The sequence below is a fragment of the Nonomuraea purpurea genome, assembly GCF_042650645.1.
Taxonomy (GTDB): domain Bacteria; phylum Actinomycetota; class Actinomycetes; order Streptosporangiales; family Streptosporangiaceae; genus Nonomuraea; species Nonomuraea purpurea.
Window position 1 is genome coordinate 49,551 of the sequence record NZ_JBHSBI010000042.1, and the last position, 25,050, is coordinate 74,600.

Consider the following 25,050-nt stretch of genomic DNA (forward strand, 5'->3'; position numbering starts at 1 on the left):
CCCCAGGTGCGGTGACGTGGGGCGGACGTGTTACAAGCCAACCCGATGATGGGGCTCGTCGGCGAGGTACGGTGGGGCGGGCTCGTACTGGATCGCGCTCCGGACCGCGCGGGCGTGGTCGCGGCCGTGGATGCGCCCGACGAGCCACAACGCCATGTCGATCCCCGCGGAGACACCCTGGCTGGACACCAGATTGCCGTCCACCACATACCGGGCGTCACGCACCACCGTGATGTCCCCAAGTCGCGCCAACTCGTCCTCGAGGGCGCGTTCGGTGGCCACCCGGCGGCCGTGGGACACACCTGCGGCGTGCATGAGGAACGCGCCGGTGCACACGCTGGTGACCCACTCGGCGCTTGAGGCCGTGCTCTTGATCCAGCCGGTGACCGCGGGGTTCCGCATTTCCGCCTCGATCCGCGAATGGGCGCCGCCCGGGACCAGCAGCACGTCCAGCGGCGGGTGGTCGGCCAGAGTGTGGTCGGGCATCACCCGCATGCCGTTGCCGCAGCGGATGAGGTCGGGCCGCTCCGCGATGAGCACGACCGAGTCGACGCGGCCGCGGCGTCGGGAGGATCCGTGGAACACCTCCCAAGGGCCGACGAAGTCGAGTTCCTGTACCCCGTCGAAGACGAGGATCCCGTAGGTTGTCATTGGACTTCCTCTCCTTTGAGTACAACGTCGTCTGTCTGGGCGCTCGACGCGTCGGCGACCAGGCTGCCGACCACGAGCGCGCCCCCGGCGAGGTCCAGCCACGTCACCTGCTCTCCCAGCGTGAGCACCGCGCCCAGCACCCCGAACACCGGGATCAGCGTGAGATAGGTGGCCGCGCGCGCCACCGGCATCCGCGTGAGGGCGGTCAGGTAGAGCCAGAACGGCAGCGCGTAGTTGAGGATGCCGGCCGTGGCGGCCAGCAGCAGATGGGCGGGTTTCGCCGAGGGCCACAGCAGCGGTCCGGCCAGGACGAACTGGGAGACGATCACGAACCCCAGCGCCCACACCTGCTGCGTGAGCGCCGCAGGAAGCGGCGCGACAGTCGTGACCTGCTTGGAGGCCACCACGACGTAGAGCGCGGCCGCGACGACGCTCGCGACGACGAGGCCGTCGCCCGCCCAGGACCCGGCGCCGCCGTCGGCTGAGAACGACACCAGCACCGATCCCACCGTCGCACCGGCGATGACGACGACGAGTCGCCGGTGCGGTCGCTCGCGCAGCAGCACCCAGGCGATGAGCGGGACCATCACCGGTTCGAGGCTCCCCAGCACGCTGGCGTTGGTGGCGCTGGTGAGCGCGAGCCCGGCAAGGCCGAACTGGTAGGCGATCCCGGGCTCGAGCAGCCCGACCCAGCCCTGCCGCCACGCACCCCTGAGCGAGGCGCCGGTGACCGCGTACGCGGCGGCGAGCGTCCCGACGGAAGCGACGAGCTGGACCACCAGCACCGAACCGGGCGCCGCACCGGTGGTGTCGAGCGTGACCTTCGTCAGGACCAGACCGGCCGCCCAGGTCGCGGCGCTGGCCACCATCAGGAGCGGCCCGCCGGCCCTCATGTGCTCGTGGTGGTCGCGAGGGTGACGGGGCACCGGTCCTGTGGGCAGCGGTACTCGTCGCACAACCGGCAGATCCGTTCCGCCGAATCCTCGTCACCGGTGATCACGGTGAGGAGCGCCGAGACGATCCGCTCGATGTCGGCGCGCTCACTGACGGCCAACTGCGCGATCGTCCGCTCCAGCCATCCGAGGCGGGCGTCAGTCTGCCGCTTCCACACCTCCTCGCCCGCCGCGGTCAGGTACAGGGAGACCGTACGGCCGTCCACACCGGCACGGCGCTCCACGAGCCCGGCGGCGGCCAGGCGGTCGACGGTGCGTACGGTGCCGGGGTGTGTGATGCCGAGAGCGACCCGCACCGCGCGGATGCTGCATCCGGGCGCCACTCCGACCGCGTTGAGCGCCGCCGCGTCGGTGGGCGCGAGGCCGGACGCCGCCGCCAGTTCTGCGGTCTGCGCATCGGCGAGGGCGATGCCGAGTGCGCCCAGGAGGTTGGCCGTACGAGAATGCATGACTCATTTATATAACTCATGCACATGTTGGTCAACGCCGAGGGGCTGATCTCGTCTGCCTGCCTCACCAGTCGTGGATCGTGCCGTCCAGCAGCCGGTTGATCGGCAGGTACGCCGCCTCGTACGGGTGAGCGGCCGCCAGTTCCTCGGTGGATCGCGGCGGCCATGCCGACGGGGGAGATGTCCTCCGGGCCGTGGATGGCGCTCTTGATCTGGTGTTGCGCGGCGAAGTCGAACAGCTTCCTCAGCGGTGAAACGCCCCCGAAGTGGGTGACGGCGGAGCGCACGTAGTCGATGAGTTGCTCGCTGAGCAGCGTCTGGTCTGCTCCTGGATCCGGCACGGCGGGCCCCGCTGCCCGGCGCGCTCGGCGCGCTCGGCGTGCTCGCCGGCATCCGGGGCTCAGGCATCAGCGGATGGCCGCTCGGAAGAAGCGCGGACGGTAGATGCCGGTGTCGCGGTAGAGGTCGGCGTCGGCCGCGATCCGGTTGTCCAGGCTGTTGACGTTGTAGGAGATCAGCAGTGAACTGTCGGAGCTCTGCTCGGCGTGCACGTGCGCGTTGTAGGCGATGATGTCGCCGTCCCAGTAACTGCCGTACGGGCCCGGCTCGGGCATCCGGTAGACGCTCGTCTTGTTCGTGAAGCCATCGAAGGGATCACACGAGGTGAAGGCGTTGATCCAGCCGCTGAACGCCTCGGTGCTGTCCTGGCTGACCAGCAGGAACTGGCCCTTCCACGGGGTGACGCTGTACTCGTTGGCGATGCCGGTCAGCGTGTTCTGCGCGTGCTTCTCGTTCTCCGTCCAGCCCCACGAGGTGAAGTACTGCCACCGTCCCTGCCGCAGGTCGTCACCGCGGACGCGGGCGATGCGCATCTGCTTGTGGGTCGGAGCGTCCGACACCCCGTAGACGTAGGTGTAACCGTCACCGCTGCGGCTGGCGGGCAGGATCGCCGACCCCCAGGCCACGCCCCCGTCCGAGGGCAGCTTCTCGACGCTGGTCGGCGTGGTCAGGTCGCTCAGCGAGAACGTGGCCACGACGTTCTCGTCGAACTTGAACGGCATCTCACCGGTGCCCCACCTCATGTACTTCTGGTAGATCACCTGGAGCCGGTTGCCGACGATGAAGCCGTCGCCGCTCCAGTACCAGTGCGTGCCGTCCGGCGGCGGCAGGAGTGCCTTGGGCGCGGCGGCGGTGCCGCCGTGCACGGTGGTGAGCTGGCTGCCGTTCTGGATGACGAACGAGTTGTTGATCAGCGGGGCGGTGACGGGCCGGGTGCCGTCCGCGTTGAGCGGGCCGAGGAAGGTATCGGAGAACAGCCAGAGGATCCTGCCGTCCGGCATGCGCATGGAGTAGGTGGAGTCCGCGCCGGTCCAGCCGTTGGGGGTGCCGGCCGCGTAGGCGTTGAACGTGCTCTCCGGCGCGGCGCCGAGCTCTGAGACCGTGATGTCGGGCTTGCGCAGGTCACAGGTGCGGTGCTGGATCGGGACGTAATTGCGGATGGTCCAGATCGCGCCCTTGTCGTCGGTCATCGCGACGCTGGAGACGGGGTTCAGGTCGGTACGGGTCGCGACCAGCGTGGCCACCATGGGGTAGCGGAAGTTCTCGACCTTGATCGTCCCCGTGCCGTCCGGCGGGAGGCTGCCCTTCAACTGCGGGTACTCGAGCAGGTCGGCGGTCCCCTCGCCGGTACGCGCCCAGACCAGGACACTCCATGTGATCGGGGGCAGAGAAGCGCCAGGGGACGGAGCGCCGGGCCCCTGGAACGTGAGCGTGGCGGCCGCCGCGCCCTTCTCGGCCTTGAAGTCGAGGTACGTCGATCCGCCCGGATAGAGCACGCCGCCACGCACCTCGTTGTAGCCGACCCCCACCGTCTCCGAGGCCCTGGCCGGCCGGGCGCCGCCGAGATCGTCGGCCCCGGTGCCGGCGTGGGCGGCGAGGTTGCGCCGCCAGAGCCCGACATCGGGATCCTTGTAGCCCATCGTCTCCATCAGCGTCTGCCTGCCGGCAAGCCGGTAGTTGGCGATGGCGAACGCGTGCAGCATCCAGTCGAGATCGCGTCCGGCGAGCACCGACTTGAGCGCGTCGATCGGCAGGGCGTCGGCGCTGCGGATACGCTCCCACGTCTGGCGTACGAAGTTCGCGCCCACTTGCTCGGTCAGGTACGTGGGCAGCAGGAACGCCCCGTACTGGCGTGACTGGCCCAGCCCGTCCCAGGCGTTCAGTGCCAGGTTCGGGGCGCCGAGGAAGGCGCCGACGCTGCGCGCGTACATGTCCCGCTGGTTCGGGTCCGGTACGTGAGAGGGGTTCTCCACGTACGTCTGGTGCGCGGCCCATTCCGCGGTGGCCTCCATCCACCAGTTCATCGACCCGAACCGGTCGGAGGCCACGAACTCCCAGATGACGTCCTCGGTCACCTGGCCGACGTTCCAGTAGGAGTACTGGAAGACGTGGAACAGCTCATGCCGCGGGTGATAGTCGTAGTAGATCGGGTCGGACGGCATCAGCACGGTCGGCATGGAGTTGTAGCCGATCGGCAGCACGAACGGCGCAGTCACCGGCTGACCCGCGAGGCTGTCGACGCCGAGGAAGATGCCGTGCGGTAGCGATGGATTGTTCGTGATGTCGAAGCCCATCGACCGGTAGGTGGAGGCGGTGATCGCGACGGCGTCCACCATGTTCTGCACAGCAGTGGGACGGCCGTTCGGTTCGACGGGCGTGGGCGGCACGCCACCGGTCACGTTGTAGAAGACGACGAAGTTGTCGACGTTCACCCAGCAGCGGTAGTCCTTGTTGAGATACCTGTACGGCTGGGCGCGGTCGCAGTCCGGATTCGCGGCGGCCGCCCGGGTGCCCGCCTGGGCCTGGGACAAGGCATGCTGCGCCGGGGACAAGACCTGGCGAGCCCCCGCCGACGCCTTCGCCGACATGGCCGAGAGATAGATGAGGTAGCGCTGCGGGTCCGTGGACAGCGGCCCCGAAGGGCGCAGATCCGCCGGGACCGATTCTGGCGCGGTCAGCGCGGCGATCCCGTGCCTGACCATGTCGTCCACCGACAGGTCGCCGTCGGTGTAGGCCTTGACGATTTTCTCGTCAGGGCCGAAGCCCTCGGCTCTGGACGCGGAGTGGGCTGGGGGCGTAACGAGGACCAGGGGTAACAGGAGAGATATCAGGCCGAGCACGGCCGCGCGTTTCATGCTCGGAGTATCACTCGATCATGCGCTCGCTGGAAGATCCAAGGCACCGTCCCCGTCTTCGTTCCTCAGTGGGCGGCGGCCACGGAATAGACCCGCCGGATGAACGGGCGCTCGTAGAGGTGGTAGAAGGCGTAGATGCCGAGTTGGAAGAGCGCCGCGCAGGCGAGGCCCTCCAGCGAACGCGACCACAGGGCCCAGCCGTACGCGTGCAGGTTGCCGACGCTGTACATCGGGTTGCGCAGATAGCGGTACGGCCCGGAGATGACCAGATCTCCGGGCGTGGCGCTGCCGCGGAACATGTCATGGCAGTAGTACGTGTCCAGCCCCGTCGTGCAGGCGGCCCACGTTTTGCACGTCAGGCCGACCGCCATCAGGGCGCCGCCCGCCAGGAAGCTGGCCCAGAGCGGCACCGCCGACGGGAAGCTGTCGCCGAAGGCGTAGATGATGACGGCCTGCGCGAACCCCTGGTTGCAGAACAGGACACCGAGGCCGATCTCGTAGATGGTCAGCGCCCGAGCCTCGCCGAAGCGGTCGATGAGCAGCCGCCGCCCAGGCCCGCCCAGCACCAGGCTCAGCCCGCCGTAGTACAGGATCCAGACCGCGCCCGCGTACCAGCAGGCCACGGAGGGGGTGACGGCCAGTGGGCCGGCGAGGTAGTACACCGCGAGCACACCCACGAACAGGGCGGTGCGCGCCATGCGGTGGGAACCGTCCAGCCGCAGCCCCGACATGCCGACGCTGACGATCACGAAACGCCACACGGAGGCGAGCATGGTGACACCCTTCATCGGTGGTAGGCGACGACGCGGCAGCCCGCGCAACCTCCTCGCCGGCCGGTCGACCCGCCTCCACGGTACCGTAACGCACGGTCGTCAAACGATCTCATAGAGTGAGCAGTGGCGCGGGTGCGCTTGAACGCTCAGCCCGCTCTCCCACGTCGCTGCACTCCTCCTGAGCCCCGCCCGACTGGCCTAGGCATCCTTGATGATGCCCGAGAGGCTGCGGCACATCCTGTCGGAGCTGGCCAGCCATACGACCCTGAACTGGTAGCCCTGGGCCTCCCGGAGCACGGTGTCGGCGCAGAACGTGGGTGTCGGCGGCCCCTCCGCCCGCACGCCGACGTCTGGTATGAAGGGCACCTGCTTGGTCAGCAGGCAGATCGCATCCTCCGCCAACGCCTCCACGTCGCCTCGCACAACGGCTACGACGCCCAGCGACCAGCCGAATCTGGGGTCTTGGTAGACCGAGACCGCGAGGTGGTCGTTCTCGTACGCGCAGTCCACGGCGTCCGCCACCAGGACGACCTGCTTGGCGAAGGTCGTCAGCCCCGAGCGGAACTTGCGCAACTCCTCCTTGCCGGCCATCTCCTTTTCCGGGATGCCGTCGAGCACGAGGCCGAGGAAGTCGTTCACGCCGAGGCAGGGGTTCGTGGCGATCCGCGCGACGCCCTCGGGCGAGGGCAGCAGCGAGCGGGTGATCGGCCCGGCCTCGGGGCAGAAACCCTTCTTGGCCGGTGGCGGGTTCTTGGGTTGTGTCTGGGGCGGCTGTTCGGTGCTGGGCGGATCACTCCAGGACTCGCACCCGGTGGGGGCGTTGAAGGAGAGGATCGCGATCAACAGCGCGCTGGCAGCGGAGCGACGGTTCATGGAACCAAGGGTGTTGTCCCGATCGCCGGATCGTCATGAGCAGCCCCTACTCAAGCGCGGTGGCAGGTCCTGCCAGGCCCAGACGATCGGCGTCAGGCGGTCAGCAGGGGAAGCGCTTCGAAGGTGTGGTTCTGCCACAGGCGGCGCGAGGTCTCTTCTGGGTACGCGGTGACGGATGGTGTCGTGTCGAAGACCTGGGTCAGGCGCCGGCGGGGGTCGTACGCGGGCCAGCCCGGGTCGCCCGTGGCAGCGAAGGAGGTCCAGGCCGTGCGGATCTGGGACGTCAGGACGCGGGCCTCGGCGGTGTGCTCGGGGCCGATGGTCACCGGGCCGAGGTGGGCGTCGTAGGTGCCGAACAGCAGCGGGCCGTCCAGGCCGTGGCAGGCGCGCAGCAGTCCGCCCTGGCCCGGGGACTGCCAGACCAGGTCGTACAGGTACGCCCGCCCGCCTCCGGCGGCCTGTGCCTCGGCCAGGTGGAGCGTCGGCATGCGGAACAGCCAGTCGGACTGGACGAGTTCGAACAGATCCTCGGCGGACGCGTCAGGGAACGCCTCACGGTATGCGCGTTCGCCGTCCTCGCCGGGGCCGAAGTGCCGCAGCACCTCTGACGCCCGCTCTTCGGTGATCTTGCCGAACAGGTTGCCGAAGAGGAAGAACGTGCGCCACTCGTCGCGGTTGTGGCCGATGATCAGTTCGACGTTCCGTCCTGCGCCCCGTGCCAGTCCTTCCCAGGGCGCGACCGGCAGCACCTCGCCGTCGACGACGGGAGAGTAGAGGGACAGCGTGTCCGCGAAGGAGCCCCAGCGGTCCTCGTGCTGCCGCATCTTCGAGGTCAGCGCCTGGCCGATCGCCGGGAGTTCCCGCGGATCCACGCCGGACAACTCCTCGGCCGTCGGGCGCAGGCCTGCCTCGGCGGCGATGGCCCTCGCGACGTCCCTGGCCAGGGAATCGGAGAGGAATGTGCCGGGCAGGCTCTGTCCGACGGCTCGCTGGAACAGCCCCGCCGCGCTCGGCATGACCATCAGCGAGGCGACGGACCCGGCGCCGGCCGAGTCGCCGAGTACGGTCACCTGACCGGGGTCGCCGCCGAACGCCGTGATGTTCTCCCGGACCCATTCCAGGGCGGCGACCTGGTCGAGCAGACCGCGGTTGGCGGGCGCGTCGTCGATGTGGGCGAAGCCCTCGATGCCGAGGCGGTAGTTCAGCGACACGAACACGACGTCGCCTTCGCGGGCGATGTCCTGGGCGTCGTAGCCGGGGCTGCCGGACAAGCCCTGCTTGTAGGCGCCGCCATGGATCCACACCATCACCGGGCGACGGGCGGCCGGATCCGGATCGGGCGTCCAGACGTTGACCGTCAGCCAGTCGTCGCCCGCGCCCTTGAAGAGGTCCCCGCCGCTGCGGCCACCCATGTTCGCGTCCTGCGGGGCGGGCGGGCCGAACTCGTATGCCTCTCGTACACCGTCCCAGTGGCGCGCGGGCCGGGGTGCCTGGAAACGGGCCTCGCCGATCGGGGGTTGGGCGTACGGGATGCCGCGGAAGACGGCCAGGCCGTCCTCGGCGCGTCCGCGCACCACGCCGGCGGTGGTACGGACCTCGGGCTCCGGGACTGCGGACATGGATCTCCTCACTGAGGACTTTAACAATTGTATGTTTTTTAACATTTGTCTAATATCCTAGAGTATGCAAGACCGACAAGATCGCCGAGTGCTTCGCTCCCGTGCCGCCCTCATGGCCGCCGCCGTACGCCTGGTCACCGAGCGCGGCACCACGGCCCTTCCCGTCGGCGATCTCTCCGACGCCGCGGACGTCAGCCGACAGCTGGTGTACCTGCAGTTCGGGGATCGTGACGCGCTCCTTGTCGCGGCCGCGACCGACCTGGTCGAACGGGAGCTCATCCCCGAGGCGGGAGACGACGACGCGCCGCCTCGCGCGCGGATGCTGGCGATGGCCCGGCACTTCGCCCGGCACCGGCCCTTCTACCGCGCGATGCTCACCGGCTCCTGCGCCTTCCCCATGACCCGGGCCCTGAACAAGCTGTTCGGCTCGCTCATCACCATGACGAGCCTGCGGGAGGTGTTCGGCGACCTTGACGGGACCACGGCGCAGGACCTGGCGGCGATGATCACCGGCGGGACCGGCGCGATCGTCAACGACTGGGTGATCGACGCGGACGATCCCCTCGATCCCGAGGAACTGACGGACCGTCTGCTGCGCCTCTCGACGGCCTTGACCCGCAGCCACCCCGCCCTCGCACCCGGAGGCCGCCCCCGATGAACCTGAACAGCCACCTCCTCCAGCGCATGCTGCGCCTGCCTCCGCCCCTCACCAGAGATCTGACGGTCGTAGGCGACCTACGCGTGCCGATGCGCGACGGGGCCGTCCTGCTGGCCGACCGCTGGGCCCCGAGAACCGGCGGCGACGGCCTGCCGACCGCCCTCATCCGCCTTCCTTACGGCAGGTCCGGCATGACCGCGGAGCCGACGGTCCGTCCGCTGGCCGAACGCGGTTTTCAGGTGCTCTACACCACCGAGGCCCTCAATTTCAGCCTGGCCCTGGCCCGGGGCGAGGAACCGGCCGAACGTGCCCCGGTACGCCTGTTCGTCATGGGCGAGGAGAAGTGGCGCGACTTCCCGTCCTGGCCGCCGCCAGGGTACGAGCCCCAGCGCTTCCACCTTCAGCCGGACGGCGTCCTCGCCGCCGAGACGTCCCCCGAATCATCCCCCGACGGTTACCGCTACGACCCGGCCGACCCCACCCCCGCCGTCGGCGGCGTCCGCATGGCCTTCGGCGAGAAAGCCGGCCGCGTCGACAACACCGCCCTCGAAGCCCGCCCCGACGTCATCACCTACACGACTCCCGCGCTGGACGAGGACGTGGAGGTCGTCGGCGACGTCAGCGCCGAGATCTTCTTCCGCTCCAGCCTTCCCTTCGCCGACGTCTTCGTCCGCCTCTGCGACGTCGACGCCGACGGCCGCTCCACCAACGTCTGCGACGGCCTGGTCAGCATCGTCGACGCCGACAGGGTCTCCACGGCAGAGGTGAAGATGTGGCCGACCGCGTACCGCTTCAAGCGCGGGCACCGCGTCCGAGCCCAGATCTCCAGCGGCGCCTTCCCCTGCTACAACCGCAACCCCGGTACCGGCGAACCCCGCGCCACCGCCACCATCCTCCGTGCCGCCGACCAGCAGATCTTCCACGATCCGGCGCATCCGTCAGCGGTGGTTCTCCCCGTCCGCCGGGGAGCCTGACACCGGCACGGGACCTCAGTATGGCTCCGCGCCCAGACAAGTCCCGATCTCGTGCACTTGGACCGACGGTGGGGGATCTATGACCACATTGGCGCCCCAGTCGGTGAAGTCGACCTCGATCACCGCGGTCTTGGGCTGGTCGTCCTCGGCCGTGGGATAAGTCTCGGTGAGGTGCACCCGACGGGGAAGCCGGTCCGGGCCGACCCACAACTGCCAGGAGACCTGTGCCAAGTTGTTCCGCTCGCGCAATTGGTCGGCGATCGCGGGGTCGTCGTTGGGAGCCGCGATGGCGAACTCCGCCAGCGAACTGCTCCCGGCGTGCACCACGGTGGCAACTCCGTCGATGGCCTCCCCCGAAGAGGGAGCCGGAGCCGCCAGCTTACGCAGCACCTCCGGTGAGACGAGGTCCCGGACGCCGATGGCACGCGACGACTGCTCGCACTCGGAGCTTCGGCCGTGGAGCCAGGACTTGCCCGCGGGAACGTCCTGCCGATCAGCCCGCCACCTGTAGGCGCCGGAACCTGCGATCGAGATCGTCCTGGTCGTCATGAAGGACAGGTCAGTCGGGACAACGCCTTTCAGGCCATCGGGGACATTGGTCCGGTAATAGGTCGCGGTCAGGTCGGAGGCGGTCGCGCCGAGGACCCCAGTGGTACGGCTCTCGCTGTATTCGCCGATGTCGACCGGCACGACGAAGCCGTCCTCCGCTGAGGGGGCGCCGTAGTCCAGGCGGACGAGCCTGGTGATCATAAGGGTTGCCCAAATGAGGCATTTGCCTGAAAACCGGCGTTGCAGCGCGGGGGCGATCATACTGCCGACGCCCTCGCGCCTTGCCGGCACTCAAGACAGCTCGCGAAACCTCTTGCCTTGGCAATGTGATTACAGATAGTTATTTGCCAACTACTCATAGTGAGGATGGCAAGTGAACCCCACCCCGCGTTCCCGGCGGCGCCTCGCCGGCCGAGCCAAGGCCATAGCGACGGCAACCCTCGGGGCCCTCATGATCCCCCTGCTCGCGGCAACCCCCGCAGCATCCCAGGCGCAGACAGCCGCCGACACCGCCACGCGCAAGCCCGTCCACCAGAGCGCCGGTACGCCCTGCGTCCGGCACGGACAGGCGGACTACCCGGTCGAGTACTACTGGAAGAACGCGGTCGGCTGGCGGCTGGGCAGCGGCTCCATCTCGGTCACCACCTCACCCCGCCTATGGGGTGGCCAGATCGCACCGGGCAGCACCTTCACCCTCACCCTGGCGCACAGAACGGCGCAGTGGCCGACGCTGGTCCGCACCTACACCACCACGTGGGACCTGGCGTCCCTGCTGGCCAACGCCGACGTCATCGCACAGTCGGGGGTCGGCAACATCAACGGCAACACCCTGACGATCCAGTCGCCGGGCACCAAGACCGACCCCGCGCCGAAGGCCATCACCTTCCGGGTCAAGCAAGGCACCGTCGGGCGCAGCATGACCATCCGGCCCACCGGGATCAGCAGCGTCCTGGCCGCTCCGGGCCAACTCGGCAACAACACCTCCGCCCCCGCCATCCAGATCGTCAACGGCCAATCGATCTCGCCCACCAACGCCGCCGACGACACCGCCACCACCACCGAGGACACGCCCGTCACCGTGCCGGTCCTCGCCAATGACACCGGAACGGCACCCACGATCAGCAAGGTCACCCAGCCCGCCCACGGCACGGTGAAGATCTCCGGCGACAAACTGATCTACACCCCTGACAAGGACCGCGCCGGCACCGACACCTTCACCTACACCATCGACACCGCCTGCGGCACCAGCACCGCCACGGTCACCGTCACCGTCGCATGCACCCGCAAGCCCATCAACCTGGCCAACAACAGCTTCGAGACGCCCGTCGTGAACCGCTACGACTGGAACATCCCCGACGCCTCCACCAACCCCGCCGTCGGCTGGCACACCACCGCCTCCGACCGCAAGCTGGAGTTCTGGAACAGCTCCAGCGGCGTCCCCGCCGCAGACGGCCAGCAGTTCGCCGAACTCAACGCCAACGAGCCCTCCACCCTCTACCAGGACGTACCCACCGTCCCCGGCACCACGATGACCTGGTCGCTCTACCACCGAGGCCGCGCGGGAACCGACGTGATGCAGGTCCTCATCGGCACACCGGGCGCCACCACCGCCCAAACCCCCGACGGAGCCACCACCCCCGACATCTCCGACGGCAACACCGCCTGGGGCCACTACACCGGCACCTACGTCGTCCCTGCCGGTCAGACCATCACCCGCTTCGCCTTCGAGTCCGTGTCGGCTGCCGGCGGAAACCCCGCGATCGGCAACTTCCTCGACGGCGTCGTCTTCCAGACACCACCCTGCCTGCCCATGACCGGCAAGGCGGCGTCCAGGGTCACGGCCAAGGCGCATCGCCCCTGACGCGCCGGACCACACTCCAGCGCTGATCTACCCGTTAGCCGGACCACACCGCGACAACCCCGACAACGATGCGCGGCGTTGTGGGCGCGGTTGGGGGCCGACCACAAGTTGAGGGGGCGGCGTGCGCAGACACCGCCCCCTCTTCCCTCGGTCATAGGCCGCACATCTCGTTGGTGACCGGGAAGCCCTGAGCGCGTAGCCGCTTCAGTGCGGCGTCGCACAGAAAAGGCCGCATTGAACGCCAGGCTTGAACTTCCTTGCGGTGGTTCGAATATTCGGCTGACGCGGTGGCCCGGAGCTCACCGAACCGGACTTATCGGATGTGATACGTTAAACGAGTCGTTTTACCCTGTTGCGGCATAAGTCGTACAGAAAGGTGGAATGTGCAAGCCGACGATCAGATCACTGACCGGAAGCTGATGAAAGCCGACTTCAACGACATCTACGATCGCCCGGACCCCCGCGCCTACTACGACCGGCTCGGCAGTCTCGATTACGCCGTCCCCCATCATGGACAGCGCGTCTTCCGCCAGGTGCTCGACGCTCTCGACGTCGACACCCCGACCGTCGTGGACCTGTGCTGTTCGTACGGTGTGAACGCGGCGCTGATGAAATGCGACCTCACGCTCGACCACCTCTACGACCACTACGGCGCCGAACACGTGGCCGCTCTGGCGAGCGAAGAGTTGGCCGACGAGGACCGCGCCTTCTACGAGAGCCGCCGACGGCGCACCCCTCCCCGGGTGATCGGAGTGGACACCGCCGCGTCAGCCGTCGAGTACGCCGTACAGGTCGGCCTGCTGGACACCGGTTCGGTCGAGAACATGGAACGCGACGACCCGTCACCCGAACTGGCGGCGGCCTTGAGCGAGGCCGACCTGATCACAGTCACCGGCGGCATCGGCTATATCACCGACCGGTCCATCGACCGGCTGCTCGACTGCACATCGCCCGATCATCGCCCATGGTTCGCCGCCCTGTGCCTGCGGACGGTGGACTTCACGCCCGTGGCCGACACACTGGCCCGCCACGGGCTCGTCACGGAACAACTGGAGAACGCCACATTCCCCCAGCGGAGATTCGCCGACGACCGCGAACGTGACTTCGCCCTGCACAGCCTGGCCGAGCAGGGCCTTGACCCCACTGGCAAGGAGGAAACGGGTGAATATCACGTCAACGTGTTCCTCTCCCGTCCGAGCGAAGACGTCGCGACCGCCCCGATCGACACCCTCCTCGAGAGCATGATTCCCACCCCGTCCGCGATCCACCTGCCCGGCTGAGCCCGGCCTCCGGGCGGAATCGCCCCGGGGCCTGGAACTCAGCTCATCTCCCGGCCTGCTTGAGACTCGGCTCGGCCCCGTTCGCCGGGTCCGAGCCGAGTCGGTGACTCAGCCGCCGGTACGGGCGGCTGCGCAGTGCCAGGGCGGTGGCGATCAAGCCGATGACACCGGTCAGCATGAAGACGAGGGCGAGGCCGCGGTCGGCGCCGGTGCCGAACAGATGCCCGATGCCGACGGGGCGAGCGCGCCCTCGATAGCCACATTCCTGGCCACGCCGCGAACGCAGCCTGGTGGTGTGCTGTCCGGTGAAGTACGGCTGAAGGGCGGTGACGCCGACACCCTGATCGACCGGATCGGCCTCGGCTTGGTCGCTTCGACACGGCCGGTGCGGGAAGACAGCGATCACGGCATCAGAGACGAGTTCTCGCAGGTTCAGATTTCGGGCGCCGTCATCCTTCGGCCGGGTGAAGAAGAGGCGATCGCCTTTCAAGTCGCGGTCCCATGGGGGATTCCCCTCAGCGAGATCAACGGTCTGCGTCTGCCTGACATGGCGCTGGGCGTGTGTACTGAAGTGGTGATCGCCGCGATCGTGGGCAGAAGCGATCTCGACCTGGTCGCCGTCACGCCGGTGCCTTCGGAGTCGTGCTTGGTGGCGGCCTTTCGCATGATGCGGCCGACGTGTTGAATCACCCTGCCTTTGAAGGAGATCGGCATCGCGGTAGTTGCCATTTTAGAACCATCGCCAGGTAATTTTCTGCAAAATGGTTTCGGCCTGGATCGGGCCAGGGTCCTTTCGTTGGATACAAATCATTTTGGGCACGAGAGTGACCCCGTCTGTCGCCAACAGGGGAGGTGTGCTGCGGATGCGATGGTTCGCGCTATTCGTGCTAATGCTTGTCGTATCGGGTGTCGTTGCACCGACGCCGACGGTTGCAACCGCAACAGCGATCCACGGTTTCGCCGACTGGGGGAACGGCAAGCGCAATAAGAGCTACATGGCAGTGAACAGCCCCACCAATATGCGCGGCGCACAGCAGATATCGGTCTCCATCAGCGGCAAGACCAGAACGCAGGCCGCTTACTGCAAAAGAAGGGCCCGGATCTGCAAGATCTCCCAGCGAATGGGGTACTGAACGCCTGATCCGCAAGGATTTCGTCGGAGAGGAACCTTTCCGCACTGAAGCGCACCCTTTTGCTGTAAAGGTTTCGCAATAACTTGGCAAAGGATGGCAAGAAAGAATGACTCATCTGGCTCGCGGGAGAGCGGTCAGGCCGAAGCTTCTTGCGGCCCACTTCCTGGCCTTCGCATCTGCTTCGACGATGCTCGCCGGGTGTATCGAACCTTTTCCCGCGTACGCGGCCACATCGAACCTCCAGCCGCTACGCGAAGCAAGGAGCCTCGATATCATGTCGGATATGGGCGGAGACCCCAGCCCCTCTGAAAACGACTCCGACGCCAACAAAACGATTTCCATAGAAAGTCCTACCAACAACCAGGGCTACCAACACACGTCAACCAGCACCCCTGGCGGGGCAACCAGCGTTCAGAATGCCCTCTGCAAGAGGGCTCCGGTGTGCCGGATAACTCAGAAGGTGATCGTGGTAGCCCCCGGCAAGGCCAATGAGGGCGCAGAATTGGCGACGAACGCTGCCATGTCAAACAATGCAGAAGATCAAGAGCGAGAAGGTGTCGAAACGGCCACTGCTGAACGTGTGATGGAACCGGGGCGAATAGAAACCGAGCCCGTCCTTGGCGAGAGATCCTTCTCGTCCGTTTACAAGATGGCGCTGTTGTCGGAGATGATCGCGGCTGTCCGTGGTGGCAGGCAACCGATGGAGCCTGATCCGGTCGGCAAATCGAGCGGAGCGCTCAGAGGCTGCAGAACCGCATCCCCGCCTGCCCGGTGCCAGAACTGACGCAGAGGGTCTGACCTGGCCTTCTAGGCTTGGCTCTCGCGGTTATGCCCAGGTCCCGGGCCACCGACGCGTACGTCCGCGCCGGGTCAGACAGGTACAACGCGACGGCGTCCACCTTGAACTCCGGCGGATACGACTTCATCGCCACGAGGAACTCCTTGTCTCCGGATTTCCATCATCCGGCACTCAAGATGTCCTCACGTCGGGGGAGGGCCCGTGATCCCACGCCAGGTTGTCAGTGACGTCTGCGACCGTGTGCCGCATGGGTGAGCTGATCGAGCGGGTGGATGAACAGGACCGCGTGCTGGAAGTCGTGGAGCGCGCAGAGGCGGTGCGTCGGCGGTGGATGCATCGGATCGCGACGACGATCTGCCGCGATCCGATGGGGCGGATCCTCGTGCTGCGCCGAGCCGAGGGGCATGTTCCCTTTCCCGGCCACTATGACGTGATGGTCGGCGGCGCCGTGGGGGTAGGCGAATCGTATGAGGACGCGGCGGCCCGCGAACTGGTCGAGGAACTGGGCGCCAGCGTCGCGGTCGGCTTTTTGTTCAAGTTCCTGTGCCAGGACGGGATCAGCCCTGTCTGGTTCGGGGTGCACGAGGCCTTGATCGCCGAGCCATTGGCTCCAGATCCGTCCGAGATCGCTTGGCATGCCTGGCTCACGGAGCCCGAACTGCGGAAGGTGGTCAATCGAGGGCCCTTCGTTCCAGGTGGGCGAGAAGCCCTGCGCCGATATCTTGGCCGCTCAGCTCAGTGACGAACAGCCGCTCCCTGGCTGATGCTTCCTCAGTTCCAGGACGGGGTAGCGGCTTCAGCACATTCGTGAACAGCTCCGCCACGGGCCGCGGCCGGAGCAAGCCAGCGAGGATGTCTTCGCACGAAGACAGGCACGGAGAACAACGACGGGCACTTCGCCCCTGACCTTCTCCTGGGGCCGGGCACCTGGGTGCTTGCCAGTAAGATCAACAGTGCGGGCAAATCGAGCGGGGGGATCGCGAAGCTTGCGCTGGTGTTCAAGACCTTCATGTGCGATCACCGGCGTCGACAAGGCCAGCAGATCAAGAACCCTCCGATTCCGTCGAACCTCGTGGTGATCGGCCCCGTACCTGTCAACGTACAGGCTAGAAGGTCTGATGACGGCCTTCTCATCGGGTCGCCGGGCTGGAAGGATGAGTGCCGTGTCCGCCCTGGAACGGGTCTCGCGCCTGACCCGCGCCGCCGTCTTCGCGGCGGTGTGCGTGGTCATGTCCGCGGGCGGCCATGTTCTCGCCGGTGGCACGCCGGTCACGGTGTGGACGTTGTTCGTCGGCATGGTGGCGGCCTTCGCCCTGGCTTACGCGCTGAACCGGCACGAGCGGGGACCCGAAATCGTCGTCACCGCGACGGCGGGCGCTCAGCTCCTGCTGCACGAGTTGTACACCAGGAGCGTCTCCGTCTCCATCACGCAAGCTGATCACGTGCATGCGGGCACGAACGGCGTCGGCATGTCCGTGGCGCATCTCGTGGTCGCGGTGATGAGCGGATGGTGGCTGTATCGCGGGGAGAGCGCGTTCTGGCTGATGGTGCGGCTGTGGGGCATGGCTCCGCTGCCGAAGCTCCGCCGGCTGCTCGTCGGAGCGGTCGAGCCGTTCACGCCACCGATTCGGGTGGTGCTCGCCGCGGAGGCGAAGACGTATCGCGGCCCTGAACTCGTCCGGGCCATTCCGCGACGGGGTCCGCCCGCGCTGCTGAACGCTCGCTGACGACCGCCGACCGGGTTTTCGGAGGCGGCTGCCTTTCGTGTTCCGAACGTGCCTCCACGGAAGAGGCGCGCTGGAGCCTGCCGCAATGACGGCATTCGACTCATCGCAGTGCCAGGCCCGCACCATGGGGTGACAGCCGAAGCATGCCCGCCGGACTGACGTTCCGTCTGATTCGCGCCACGGCCTTCGCCGTGGTGTGCTTTGGGCTGGGCGCGTTGGCGCACCTGCTCGGCGGCGGGAACGTGTCGGCGCCCACGGCGGCGACGGCTCTGGCGGTCTCCTTCGTGGCGGCGGTGCCGGCGACCGGCCGTGAGCGGGGAACTGAAGCGATTCTCACCCTCCTCCTCGGCGTGCAGGTGGTGTTGCACCTGCTGTTCTCCGCCGCCCCGTCACTTCTCGCCGCGCCGGCTGTGACCGGCGATCACCTGCACTCCGGGCTCGTCCCCAACGTGGGGATGCTCGTCACCCACGGCTTGGCGACCGTGATGACGGCATTGTGGCTGTCGCGGGGTGAGAGCCTTCTCTGGGCGCTGCTGCGCCACCTCGGGGTGCGCCTGCGCCTGTGGATGTGCGTGCCGCACCGTACGGCGTACTGGGCTGTGGCGGTACGCGGTTTCGAGACGACGCCCCTTCTGTCCGCCTTGCTGGAGCACTCGCTGAGCGGGCGCGCTCCGCCGGCCGGCTGACCTTTCCCACCTGTTCCTTCGCTCCATTGGACGGACTCGCACCGTCCGGCTGTCGTACGCCCAAACGGAGTCCTTCATGCCCGAACCTGATGTCGCCGTGCCCGCTTCCTTGCATCTGACCGATGTGAGCTGCTCGGGCGTCGCGGTGGACCGACTCAGGCCGATCGTTCCAGCCGCATTCCCCATTTCCTCCTGTCACCAGACGCAAGGAGCGATCGATGTGAATTCCCATGAACGCGTCGCCGACGACCGGCGTCTGACCTTGCTCGCCCTGGCCGCCCGCGACGGCGGCCCTGCCGAGGTGGAAGCCTTCACCAGGGCGGTGTACACCGACGTGCGCCGCTTCCTCGCCTACCTGACCGACGTGCAGTCGGCCGACGACCTCACCCAGGAGACGTTCGTGCGAGTTCTGCGCAGCCTGCCCGGGTTCGCCGGGAGGTCGTCGGCCAGGGCCTGGCTGCTGTCGATCGCGCGACGGGTGGTGGTCGACCGGTTCAGAGCTGCCCGGGCACGGCCGGTGCTGGCGGACTTGGCGGACTGGCAGGCGGCCGTGGAGCGCTGCCAGCCACGTGACCTGCCCGGCTCCCAGGACGGCGTGGACCTGGCCGAACTGCTGGCCGAGGTGCCGCCCGAACGGCGGCGGGCCTTCGTGCTGACCCAGGTCGTGGGCTTGCAGTACACCGAGGCCGCCGAGGTGCTCGGCTGCCCGGTCGGCACCGTGCGATCCAGGGTGGCCCGAGCCCGGAACCAGCTGTCAGCTTCCTGGCTCGCCGCCTGAGCACTCGCGGTGGGGCCGGAACACGTGGGTCCGGCCCCACCGCGTCCGGCCGGTCATGAGCCGTTCGCGTCCGTCGCGCGCCAGGTCCTTCGCTGACCGGCTCCGAACCTTTGATCACAACACTGAGGAATCTGATGACATCTACGATCCAGCTCGTCATCGGCGGGATGACCTGCGCGTCCTGCGCCGCACGAGTGGAACGCAAGCTCAACCGGATGGGAGGGGTGAACGCCAGCGTCAACTACGCCACCGAGAAGGCGACCATTCAGGCGAGCGACGTCACCGTCGAGGAATTGATCCGGGTGGTCGAGCGCACCGGCTACAGCGCCGAACCGCACACACCGCACACCTCGGCGGAACCGGACGACGCCGACGACCGGCGGGTGCGGATGCTGGGGCGGCGCATGATCGTCGCGATCGGGCTGGCCGTGATCCTCATGGATCTGTCCATGGGGATGGCGTTCGTGCCGGAATGGCGCTTCGCCGGATGGCAGTGGGTGCTGATCGGCTTGACCCTGCCCATGGTGACCTGGTGCGCGTGGCCGTTCCACCGCAACGCCTTCAGAGCCGCCAGGCACGGCACCACCTCCATGGACACCCTGATCTCGACCGGAATCATCACCTCCACCTGCTGGTCGGTGTACGTCATGCTGTTCCCGATCGACGCCGAACCGGCCGGGTCGGGCCTGTGGGCAGTGCTGAGCTCGCCCAACAGTGCGTTCTACCTCGACGTCGCCGGCGGGGTGACGATGTTCGCGTTGACCGGCCGGTTTCTGGAGGCCAGGGCGCGGCGGTCCTCGGGTGCGGTGCTGCGCCGCCTGGCCGAGCTCGGGGCCAAGGACGTCAGCGTGCTGCGCGCCGATGGTAACGAGTACCGCATCGACGTGGCAGATCTTCGGGCGGGCGACCTGTTCGTGGTCCGCCCGGGGGAGAGCATCGCCGCCGACGGTCAGATCGAGTCGGGGCACGGCGCCGTTGACACCAGTGCCATGACCGGTGAGCCCGTGCCCGCCGAGGTGGCCGAGGGTGACGTGGTGACCGGAGCGACCGTCAACCTCAGCGGGCGGCTCGTGGTGCGGGCCACCCGGGTGGGTGCCGATACCCAGCTCGCCGCGCTGATCCGGCTCGTCGAGCACGCGCAGGCGGACAAGGCCGCCATCCAGCGGCTCGCGGATCGGATCTGCGGCTGGTTCGTGCCTGCCGTGTTCGTGCTGTCGGCGCTGACTCTGGCCGGGTGGCTGCTCGCGGGGGGTGAGGTGCACCAGGCGGTCACTGCCGCGCTGGCCGTCTTGATCATCGCCTGCCCGTGCGCGCTCGGTCTGGCCATCCCGACCGCGCTGCAGGTCGCCTCCGGTACCGGCGCCAAACTGGGCGTGTTCATCAAGAGCCACCAGGCCATGGAGTCCGCCCGCGTCATCGACACCGTCGTCCTGGACAAGACCGGCACCCTCACCCAAGGCCGGATGAGCGTGGTGGACCTGGTCACGGCCGACGGCGTCACACAGGATGATGTGCTGCGCTACGCCGGAGCCGTGGAGGACGCCTCCGAGCACGTCATCGCGGCGGCCATCGCCGCCCATGCACGTGGCGAGCTCGGCGACCTGCCTGCGGTGAGCGAGTTCGCCGCCCTGGCCGGGCTGGGAGCGCGGGGGACCGTCGAGGACCGGCGGATCCTCATCGGCTCAGCCCGGCTGCTGGCTCAGGAGGACATCGCCGTCCCTCCGGCGCTGAATCAGGCACGGTCAGACTGGGAAGGGGAGGGCCGTACCGTCGTCCTGGTCGTGGCAGACGGCACTGCCGTGGGGGCGCTCGCTCTCGCCGACGTCATCAAGCCCTCGGCAGCTGAGGCGGTCGGCTGGCTGCACGAGATGGGACTGCGCACCCTGCTGCTCACCGGCGACAACGCCACCACCGCGCGGGCCGTCGCCGACCAGGTCGGCATCGTCGAGGTCATCGCCGAGGTGCTGCCCGCCGACAAGGAGGCCACCATCGCCCGCCTCCAGAGTGAGGGGCACCGGGTGGCCATGGTCGGCGACGGCATCAACGACGCCCCCGCGCTGGCCCGCGCCGATCTCGGCCTGGCCGTGGTCGACGGAACCGACGTCGCCCTGGCCGCCGCCGACCTCATCCTGATCCGCGACGACCTCAACGTCGTCCCCACCGCCCTGACCCTGGCCCGCGCCACCCTGGCCACCATCCGCGGCAACCTCGTCTGGGCCTTCGGCTACAACGTCGCCGCATTGCCGCTGGCCGCCGCCGGGATGCTGAACCCCCTCATCGCCGGAGCCGCCATGGCTCTGTCATCGGTGTTCGTGGTCACCAACAGCCTGCGCCTGCGCCGCTACGCCCCGCCGCCCGCGACCGGCGACTTCCTCACCGAACATCTGGACGATGTGGACGATCCCACCAGGGCAGTCAGCCGGGCACACGGCTAGCGAGCGGCGTCCTCGAGCAGTTTGAGGGCGAGTTTTTGCAGGTCGGGTCCGGCCTTGTCGGGGCTGCCGGTGTCGAAGGGCGGTTGCGGGTCGTACTCGACCGCCAGTTGAAGCGCCTGTGCCGTCCGCTCGTCGGCGAGCTTGGCGGCCAGGTGCAGGGCCATGTCGATGCCGGCGGACACCCCGGTGTCGGTGCGTACCTGTCCCGCCTGCTTGGCCACGGTGACCACCGATGCGTCCGGCACCCGGCACAGCACCTCGTACGGCCCCACCGCGTCGAGCGCCTTTCGCTCGGAAACTGCCTTGAAGTGGTCGCGAAAGCCGCTGTGAAAGTTCCCGGGAACCGGTACGACTACTCAGGTCACCTTCCCCTCGCGCATTCGAAGCACTCGGTCGGCATAGGAACGAAGCCGCTGCTCATCGTGACTCACCACGAGTACCGCGGCACCTTCATCCGCAAGCGCCCGGAGAAAGGACGCGATGTTGGCCGCGGCCTCAACATCGAGGCTTGCCGTCGGTTCGTCCGCGACGATGAGCCCGGGGTTGGCGATCACAGCGCGTACGATCGCCACTCGCTGGCATTCTCCGACGGAGAGCGATCCCGGTGTCCGGGTGACGTTGATGTGTCCGAGTCCGACCTTCTCCAGCGCGGCAGCGGCATGCTGTCGCCGCTGCGAACGGCTGAGACGCCCGCCTCGAAGTACGAGCGGTTCGGTGATCGTTCGCCATAACGGCCAGCGAGGGTCCAGACTGGTGACCGGATCTTGGAACACCGGCATGATCCAGCCACGCCGGGGGACTCGCGGCGATCGTTGCCGCGGTCCGCGCCACAGCGGCTCTCCCTCTGTGAGGACGTCTCCGCCGTCGGGTCGTTCCTGCCCGGACAGCAGCCTGAGCAGGGTCGACTTGCCCGATCCTGAAGGGCCGACGACGCCGACGATCTCGCCGCGGTGGATGGTGAGATCTGCGTCGACGATGACCGGCGTGCGATGCCCCGCGACCGCGTACTCCTTCGAGACCGAGCGAAGCTCGACGGCCGCGGGGGCGCTGACCGGCGAACGACGAAGCGGTTGAGGGTTGGAGGATTCGAGCAGCGATCTCGTCACCGTGCTGCGCGGTGAGGAGAGCAGCGCTTGCGCTTGTCCGGCTTCGACGACTCGTCCGCGGTCGAACACGACGAGTTGATCGGTGTGCCGCGCGACGGAGGCCAGATCGTGGCTGACGAGCAGGAGGGAGCGGCAACTCTTTCTGAGCAGGATGAGCGAGCCGTCGCCAAGGTCGGTGTCGAGCGCGCTGGTCGGCTCGTCCGCGAGGGTGATGAGCGGGCGATGGGCCGTCGCGGCGACCGTCGTCGCACGCTGTAACATCCCACCTGACCACTGATGCGGGCGCTGGCTCGCACGCCTCGCCGGATCGGCGACGCCCAGCGAGGTGAGTCCTTCCGAGACCGCGTCCGCCGGTGGGCGAAGCCGGTGAACGTACCAGGCCTCCTCGATATGATGGCGCACGCTGCGCAGCGGATCGCAGGCTCCGAACGGATCCTGTCCGACATATCCGATGAGGCGACCCCGCCACGCGCGCATGATCGCGTGATCAGCATGGAGCACATCGTGGCCTCCAACGGTGATCTCCCCGCTGACGTGACATCCTTCCGGAAGCAGCCCGAGGATCGCCCTGATGAGGGTTGACTTGCCACATCCTGAGGCTCCGACGATGCCGACCGCGGCATCGACGGGCACGGAGAAGGAGACGTCGCTGAGCGCTTCGAACCCGTTCGGGTACGTCACGCTCAGGCTCTCGATGCGAAGGGCGGAATCACTCAATGCCCGGCTCCCGGGCTCGTCACATCTCGGAGCGCTTCGCTCAGCATGGTCGCGGCCAGCACGGTCGCGACCAATCCCGTTCCGGGGCCGAGGATCTGCCAGGGGGCGTAGGCGAGGGTCTGCCTGGCGTCCGCGAGCATCGTGCCCCACTCCGCCGTGGGCGGCTGCGCACCGAGTCCGAGGAACGACAGGCCCGCCAAGGCGATGACCACTTCGCCGATGCCGAGGGTGGCGACGACCGCGACACCGCTCGCGGCCGCCGGGAGTACGTGTTCGAGCGCGACGCGTCCCAGAGAGGCTCCCGCCATCCGTGCGGCCTTGACGTGACCCAGATGCATCGTCTGCCGGCTTGTCGCCCGTGCCAGTCGTGCCAGAACCGCCCATCCGGTGGCGGACATCGCGATGGTCAGATTGAGGAAGCCCGGGCCGAGCAGTCCGACGATGGCGAGGGTGACGATCAGCCCGGGAAGGCCGAGCAGGACGTCGATCAGGCGTGACACGATGGTGTCCAGCACCCCGCCGGCACAGCCGCTGAGCACTCCCATGAGGAGGCCCGTGACAGCGGTGATGGCGGTCACGAGCAGCGCGGAGCCCAGCGAGATCCGGGCGCCCCACAACGTCCGGGCGAGCAGGTCGCGACCGGCTTCGTCCGTGCCAAGGAGATGGGCGGAGTCGGGCGGTACGAGGGAGTTCGTGTAGTTCGGGACATCGGGATCCCCTGTTAACAGGGGCCCGAGGAGCGCCGCGCCTCCGACGAGAGCGAGGATCAGGATGGCCATTCGGGCATCCCAGCGCCGTAGCAATCGTGAGAAGGCCCCCGATGTGTCGATTTCCGCCGGCTCCCGTCCGGGACGGAGAATCGCTGAGAAGACGGTCATGTACGCACCGCCTTGCGCGTGCGGCTTTGTCGCTGCCTCGGGTCGACAGCCATGATCAGCAGGTCCACGACCAGGCTCATTCCGACGTAGGCCAGGACGGCCATCATCGTGAACGCCGTCACCACCGGCATGTCCCGCGCGGTGATCGCCTCGATGGTGTGCTTGCCGACACCGGGCCAGCTGAACACGGTCTCCACGATGGGTGCGCCACCGAGGAGCGTGGCAGCCCCGAGGCCGACGACCGTGAGGAACGGTGGGAGCGCGTTGGGCAGGCGGTGGACGAACATGTTTCGCAACGCACTCGCACCACGCGCGGTGGAGACGCGAAGGAAACCCGCGGCATCGAGGTCGAGCAAGGCGGAGCGCAGCACCCTGGACCACACCGCCGCGGAAGCGAGCGCGAGAGTGAACGCGGGCAGGAACACGGTTTTCCAGGTGCCGTCGGCGATCACACGTCCCCAGCCAAGCCGTACCGCGATCAGGTCGAGCAACAGGACCCCGATGAGGTATGTGGGAAACGCCAACGCGACGGTGCTCAGAGCTCGCGAGAGGTGATCGGCCCAGCCACGAGGCCGCCACCCGGCGAGGATGCCGAGCGCCAGCGCGAGGCCGACGGCGATCAGCAAGGCCGCCACCGTCAGGATGACCGTCGCGGGCAGTCGCGACGCGAACTCGCTCGCCACCGGATTTCCCGTTCGCCAGGACAGCCCGAGGTCTCCGCGGAACAGCCCGAGGAACCAGTCGAGAAACCGGACGGGAATCGGCTGGTCCAGCCCGAGTTCGGCCCGGACCGCCGCGATCTCCGAAGAGTCGGGCTCCTCGATGCCCCTGATGTTGAGAATGCGTCGTGCCGGATCACCGGGGGCGGCGATGAGCAGGACGAAGACGACGACGCCTCCGCCCAGCGCGCTCATCGCCGCCTGGCCGACGCGCCGCAGCGCGATCGCAAGCACGGCG

At 67.9% G+C, this 25,050-nt stretch carries 25 protein-coding genes and 1 pseudogene; 12 read left to right on the top strand and 14 right to left on the bottom strand.

The window, feature by feature from the left end; genetic code table 11:
- Positions 1-30: 30 nt before the first annotated feature.
- The 8 genes and pseudogenes from ACFOY2_RS49220 to ACFOY2_RS49255 all read right to left on the bottom strand — a co-directional run bounded on the left by ACFOY2_RS49220 (position 31) and on the right by ACFOY2_RS49255 (position 8,512).
- Positions 31-651: a DJ-1/PfpI family protein gene (locus tag ACFOY2_RS49220; RefSeq protein ID WP_379535085.1), complete on the bottom strand. Its 621-nt coding sequence runs from the start codon at positions 649-651 to the stop codon at positions 31-33.
- Positions 648-1,544 (bottom strand): DMT family transporter, encoded by an 897-nt coding sequence (locus ACFOY2_RS49225; protein WP_379535086.1) that lies wholly within the window; start codon positions 1,542-1,544, stop codon positions 648-650. The genes ACFOY2_RS49220 and ACFOY2_RS49225 overlap by 4 nt, the downstream gene beginning before the upstream one ends.
- On the bottom strand, positions 1,541-2,053 hold the full coding sequence (locus tag ACFOY2_RS49230) for a MarR family winged helix-turn-helix transcriptional regulator (protein ID WP_379535087.1): 513 nt from the start codon (positions 2,051-2,053) through the stop codon (positions 1,541-1,543). The genes ACFOY2_RS49225 and ACFOY2_RS49230 overlap by 4 nt, the downstream gene beginning before the upstream one ends.
- Positions 2,054-2,214: 161 nt before the next feature.
- Positions 2,215-2,394, bottom strand: a pseudogene (locus ACFOY2_RS49235) (hypothetical protein); the annotation flags it as partial.
- Between the two features lie 66 nt (positions 2,395-2,460).
- Positions 2,461-5,247, bottom strand: a complete 2,787-nt coding sequence (locus ACFOY2_RS49240; protein WP_379535088.1) for a hypothetical protein — start codon at positions 5,245-5,247, stop codon at positions 2,461-2,463.
- 65 nt (positions 5,248-5,312) lie between these two features.
- Complete coding sequence (locus tag ACFOY2_RS49245) at positions 5,313-6,035, bottom strand: PEMT/PEM2 family methyltransferase (RefSeq protein WP_379535089.1); 723 nt, start codon at positions 6,033-6,035, stop codon at positions 5,313-5,315.
- 183 nt (positions 6,036-6,218) lie between these two features.
- Positions 6,219-6,893 (bottom strand): hypothetical protein, encoded by a 675-nt coding sequence (locus ACFOY2_RS49250; RefSeq protein WP_379535090.1) that lies wholly within the window; start codon positions 6,891-6,893, stop codon positions 6,219-6,221.
- Between the two features lie 92 nt (positions 6,894-6,985).
- Positions 6,986-8,512, bottom strand: a complete 1,527-nt coding sequence (locus ACFOY2_RS49255) for a carboxylesterase/lipase family protein (RefSeq protein WP_379535091.1) — start codon at positions 8,510-8,512, stop codon at positions 6,986-6,988.
- A gap of 88 nt (positions 8,513-8,600) precedes the next feature.
- On the opposite strand from ACFOY2_RS49255, the gene ACFOY2_RS49260 reads away from it, so the two are divergent.
- Positions 8,601-9,170 (top strand): TetR/AcrR family transcriptional regulator, encoded by a 570-nt coding sequence (locus ACFOY2_RS49260; RefSeq protein WP_379535092.1) that lies wholly within the window; start codon positions 8,601-8,603, stop codon positions 9,168-9,170.
- Positions 9,167-10,144, top strand: a complete 978-nt coding sequence (locus ACFOY2_RS49265) for a CocE/NonD family hydrolase (protein WP_379535093.1) — start codon at positions 9,167-9,169, stop codon at positions 10,142-10,144. Before ACFOY2_RS49260 ends, ACFOY2_RS49265 begins: the two co-directional genes overlap by 4 nt.
- Before the next feature lie 15 nt (positions 10,145-10,159).
- Here the strand turns inward: ACFOY2_RS49265 and ACFOY2_RS49270 are convergent, their stop codons facing one another.
- Complete coding sequence (locus tag ACFOY2_RS49270; protein ID WP_379535094.1) at positions 10,160-10,894, bottom strand: hypothetical protein; 735 nt, start codon at positions 10,892-10,894, stop codon at positions 10,160-10,162.
- A gap of 172 nt (positions 10,895-11,066) precedes the next feature.
- Between ACFOY2_RS49270 and ACFOY2_RS49275 the strand changes: the two genes are divergently transcribed.
- The 5 genes from ACFOY2_RS49275 (at position 11,067) to ACFOY2_RS49295 (ending at position 15,751) form a co-directional block, all read left to right on the top strand.
- Entirely contained in the window at positions 11,067-12,554 is a 1,488-nt protein-coding gene (locus ACFOY2_RS49275) for an Ig-like domain-containing protein (RefSeq protein WP_379535095.1), read from the top strand.
- 383 nt (positions 12,555-12,937) lie between these two features.
- Entirely contained in the window at positions 12,938-13,834 is an 897-nt protein-coding gene (locus tag ACFOY2_RS49280; protein WP_379535096.1) for a hypothetical protein, read from the top strand.
- Positions 13,835-13,937: 103 nt separating this feature from the next.
- The gene (locus tag ACFOY2_RS49285) at positions 13,938-14,519 is read left to right on the top strand and encodes a sporulation protein (RefSeq protein WP_379535097.1); all 582 of its coding nucleotides are present in this window, start codon (positions 13,938-13,940) and stop codon (positions 14,517-14,519) included.
- Positions 14,520-14,697: 178 nt separating this feature from the next.
- Complete coding sequence (locus ACFOY2_RS49290) at positions 14,698-14,967, top strand: hypothetical protein (protein WP_379535098.1); 270 nt, start codon at positions 14,698-14,700, stop codon at positions 14,965-14,967.
- 106 nt (positions 14,968-15,073) lie between these two features.
- Positions 15,074-15,751 carry a hypothetical protein gene (locus tag ACFOY2_RS49295; protein ID WP_379535123.1) on the top strand — a complete coding sequence of 226 codons (678 nt, stop codon included), beginning with the start codon at positions 15,074-15,076 and terminating at the stop codon, positions 15,749-15,751.
- Here ACFOY2_RS49295 and ACFOY2_RS49300 read toward each other — a convergent pair.
- A complete protein-coding gene (locus tag ACFOY2_RS49300; RefSeq protein ID WP_379535118.1) occupies positions 15,705-15,893 on the bottom strand; it encodes a transposase in 189 nt (62 codons plus the stop codon). The two genes, ACFOY2_RS49295 and ACFOY2_RS49300, sit on opposite strands and share 47 nt — an antisense overlap.
- Before the next feature lie 120 nt (positions 15,894-16,013).
- Here ACFOY2_RS49300 and ACFOY2_RS49305 point away from each other — a divergent pair, with 120 nt between their 5' ends.
- The 5 genes from ACFOY2_RS49305 to ACFOY2_RS49325 all read left to right on the top strand — a co-directional run bounded on the left by ACFOY2_RS49305 (position 16,014) and on the right by ACFOY2_RS49325 (position 21,392).
- Complete coding sequence (locus ACFOY2_RS49305) at positions 16,014-16,508, top strand: NUDIX hydrolase (protein WP_379535099.1); 495 nt, start codon at positions 16,014-16,016, stop codon at positions 16,506-16,508.
- Between the two features lie 421 nt (positions 16,509-16,929).
- Positions 16,930-17,493, top strand: coding sequence for a hypothetical protein (locus ACFOY2_RS49310; RefSeq protein WP_379535100.1), 564 nt, complete (start codon positions 16,930-16,932; stop codon positions 17,491-17,493).
- 143 nt (positions 17,494-17,636) lie between these two features.
- A complete protein-coding gene (locus ACFOY2_RS49315) occupies positions 17,637-18,179 on the top strand; it encodes an MFS transporter (protein ID WP_379535101.1) in 543 nt (180 codons plus the stop codon).
- 220 nt (positions 18,180-18,399) lie between these two features.
- Positions 18,400-18,957: a sigma-70 family RNA polymerase sigma factor gene (locus ACFOY2_RS49320; RefSeq protein WP_379535102.1), complete on the top strand. Its 558-nt coding sequence runs from the start codon at positions 18,400-18,402 to the stop codon at positions 18,955-18,957.
- Between the two features lie 134 nt (positions 18,958-19,091).
- Entirely contained in the window at positions 19,092-21,392 is a 2,301-nt protein-coding gene (locus ACFOY2_RS49325) for a heavy metal translocating P-type ATPase (protein WP_379535103.1), read from the top strand.
- Here the strand turns inward: ACFOY2_RS49325 and ACFOY2_RS49330 are convergent.
- From ACFOY2_RS49330 to ACFOY2_RS49345, 4 genes are all read right to left on the bottom strand, one after another.
- Positions 21,389-21,664 carry a hypothetical protein gene (locus ACFOY2_RS49330; protein WP_379535104.1) on the bottom strand — a complete coding sequence of 92 codons (276 nt, stop codon included), beginning with the start codon at positions 21,662-21,664 and terminating at the stop codon, positions 21,389-21,391. The genes ACFOY2_RS49325 and ACFOY2_RS49330 overlap by 4 nt on opposite strands.
- An 84-nt stretch (positions 21,665-21,748) precedes the next feature.
- Positions 21,749-23,215, bottom strand: coding sequence for an ABC transporter ATP-binding protein (locus ACFOY2_RS49335; RefSeq protein ID WP_379535105.1), 1,467 nt, complete (start codon positions 23,213-23,215; stop codon positions 21,749-21,751).
- Entirely contained in the window at positions 23,212-23,994 is a 783-nt protein-coding gene (locus tag ACFOY2_RS49340; RefSeq protein WP_379535106.1) for an ABC transporter permease, read from the bottom strand. Before ACFOY2_RS49340 ends, ACFOY2_RS49335 begins: the two co-directional genes overlap by 4 nt.
- Positions 23,995-24,089: 95 nt before the next feature.
- The gene (locus tag ACFOY2_RS49345) at positions 24,090-25,046 is read right to left on the bottom strand and encodes an ABC transporter permease (RefSeq protein WP_379535107.1); all 957 of its coding nucleotides are present in this window, start codon (positions 25,044-25,046) and stop codon (positions 24,090-24,092) included.
- Between the last annotated feature and the right edge of the window lie 4 nt (positions 25,047-25,050).

Excerpts from the sequence above, each read along its gene's own strand:
- ACFOY2_RS49315 (WP_379535101.1), top strand. The coding sequence starts at position 17,637 with ATGCCCGCCGGACTGACGTTCCGTCTGATTCGCGCCACGGCCTTCGCC.
- ACFOY2_RS49240 (WP_379535088.1), bottom strand. The coding sequence starts at position 5,247 with ATGAAACGCGCGGCCGTGCTCGGCCTGATATCTCTCCTGTTACCCCTG.
- ACFOY2_RS49290 (WP_379535098.1), top strand. The coding sequence starts at position 14,698 with ATGCGATGGTTCGCGCTATTCGTGCTAATGCTTGTCGTATCGGGTGTC.
- ACFOY2_RS49295 (WP_379535123.1), top strand. The coding sequence starts at position 15,074 with ATGACTCATCTGGCTCGCGGGAGAGCGGTCAGGCCGAAGCTTCTTGCG.
- ACFOY2_RS49225 (WP_379535086.1), bottom strand. The coding sequence starts at position 1,544 with ATGAGGGCCGGCGGGCCGCTCCTGATGGTGGCCAGCGCCGCGACCTGG.
- ACFOY2_RS49305 (WP_379535099.1), top strand. The coding sequence starts at position 16,014 with ATGGGTGAGCTGATCGAGCGGGTGGATGAACAGGACCGCGTGCTGGAA.
- ACFOY2_RS49220 (WP_379535085.1), bottom strand. The coding sequence starts at position 651 with ATGACAACCTACGGGATCCTCGTCTTCGACGGGGTACAGGAACTCGAC.
- ACFOY2_RS49325 (WP_379535103.1), top strand. The coding sequence starts at position 19,092 with ATGACATCTACGATCCAGCTCGTCATCGGCGGGATGACCTGCGCGTCC.
- ACFOY2_RS49300 (WP_379535118.1), bottom strand. The coding sequence starts at position 15,893 with ATGAAGTCGTATCCGCCGGAGTTCAAGGTGGACGCCGTCGCGTTGTAC.
- ACFOY2_RS49340 (WP_379535106.1), bottom strand. The coding sequence starts at position 23,994 with ATGGCCATCCTGATCCTCGCTCTCGTCGGAGGCGCGGCGCTCCTCGGG.
- ACFOY2_RS49255 (WP_379535091.1), bottom strand. The coding sequence starts at position 8,512 with ATGTCCGCAGTCCCGGAGCCCGAGGTCCGTACCACCGCCGGCGTGGTG.
- ACFOY2_RS49245 (WP_379535089.1), bottom strand. The coding sequence starts at position 6,035 with ATGAAGGGTGTCACCATGCTCGCCTCCGTGTGGCGTTTCGTGATCGTC.
- ACFOY2_RS49250 (WP_379535090.1), bottom strand. The coding sequence starts at position 6,893 with ATGAACCGTCGCTCCGCTGCCAGCGCGCTGTTGATCGCGATCCTCTCC.
- ACFOY2_RS49265 (WP_379535093.1), top strand. The coding sequence starts at position 9,167 with ATGAACCTGAACAGCCACCTCCTCCAGCGCATGCTGCGCCTGCCTCCG.
- ACFOY2_RS49230 (WP_379535087.1), bottom strand. The coding sequence starts at position 2,053 with ATGCATTCTCGTACGGCCAACCTCCTGGGCGCACTCGGCATCGCCCTC.
- ACFOY2_RS49270 (WP_379535094.1), bottom strand. The coding sequence starts at position 10,894 with ATGATCACCAGGCTCGTCCGCCTGGACTACGGCGCCCCCTCAGCGGAG.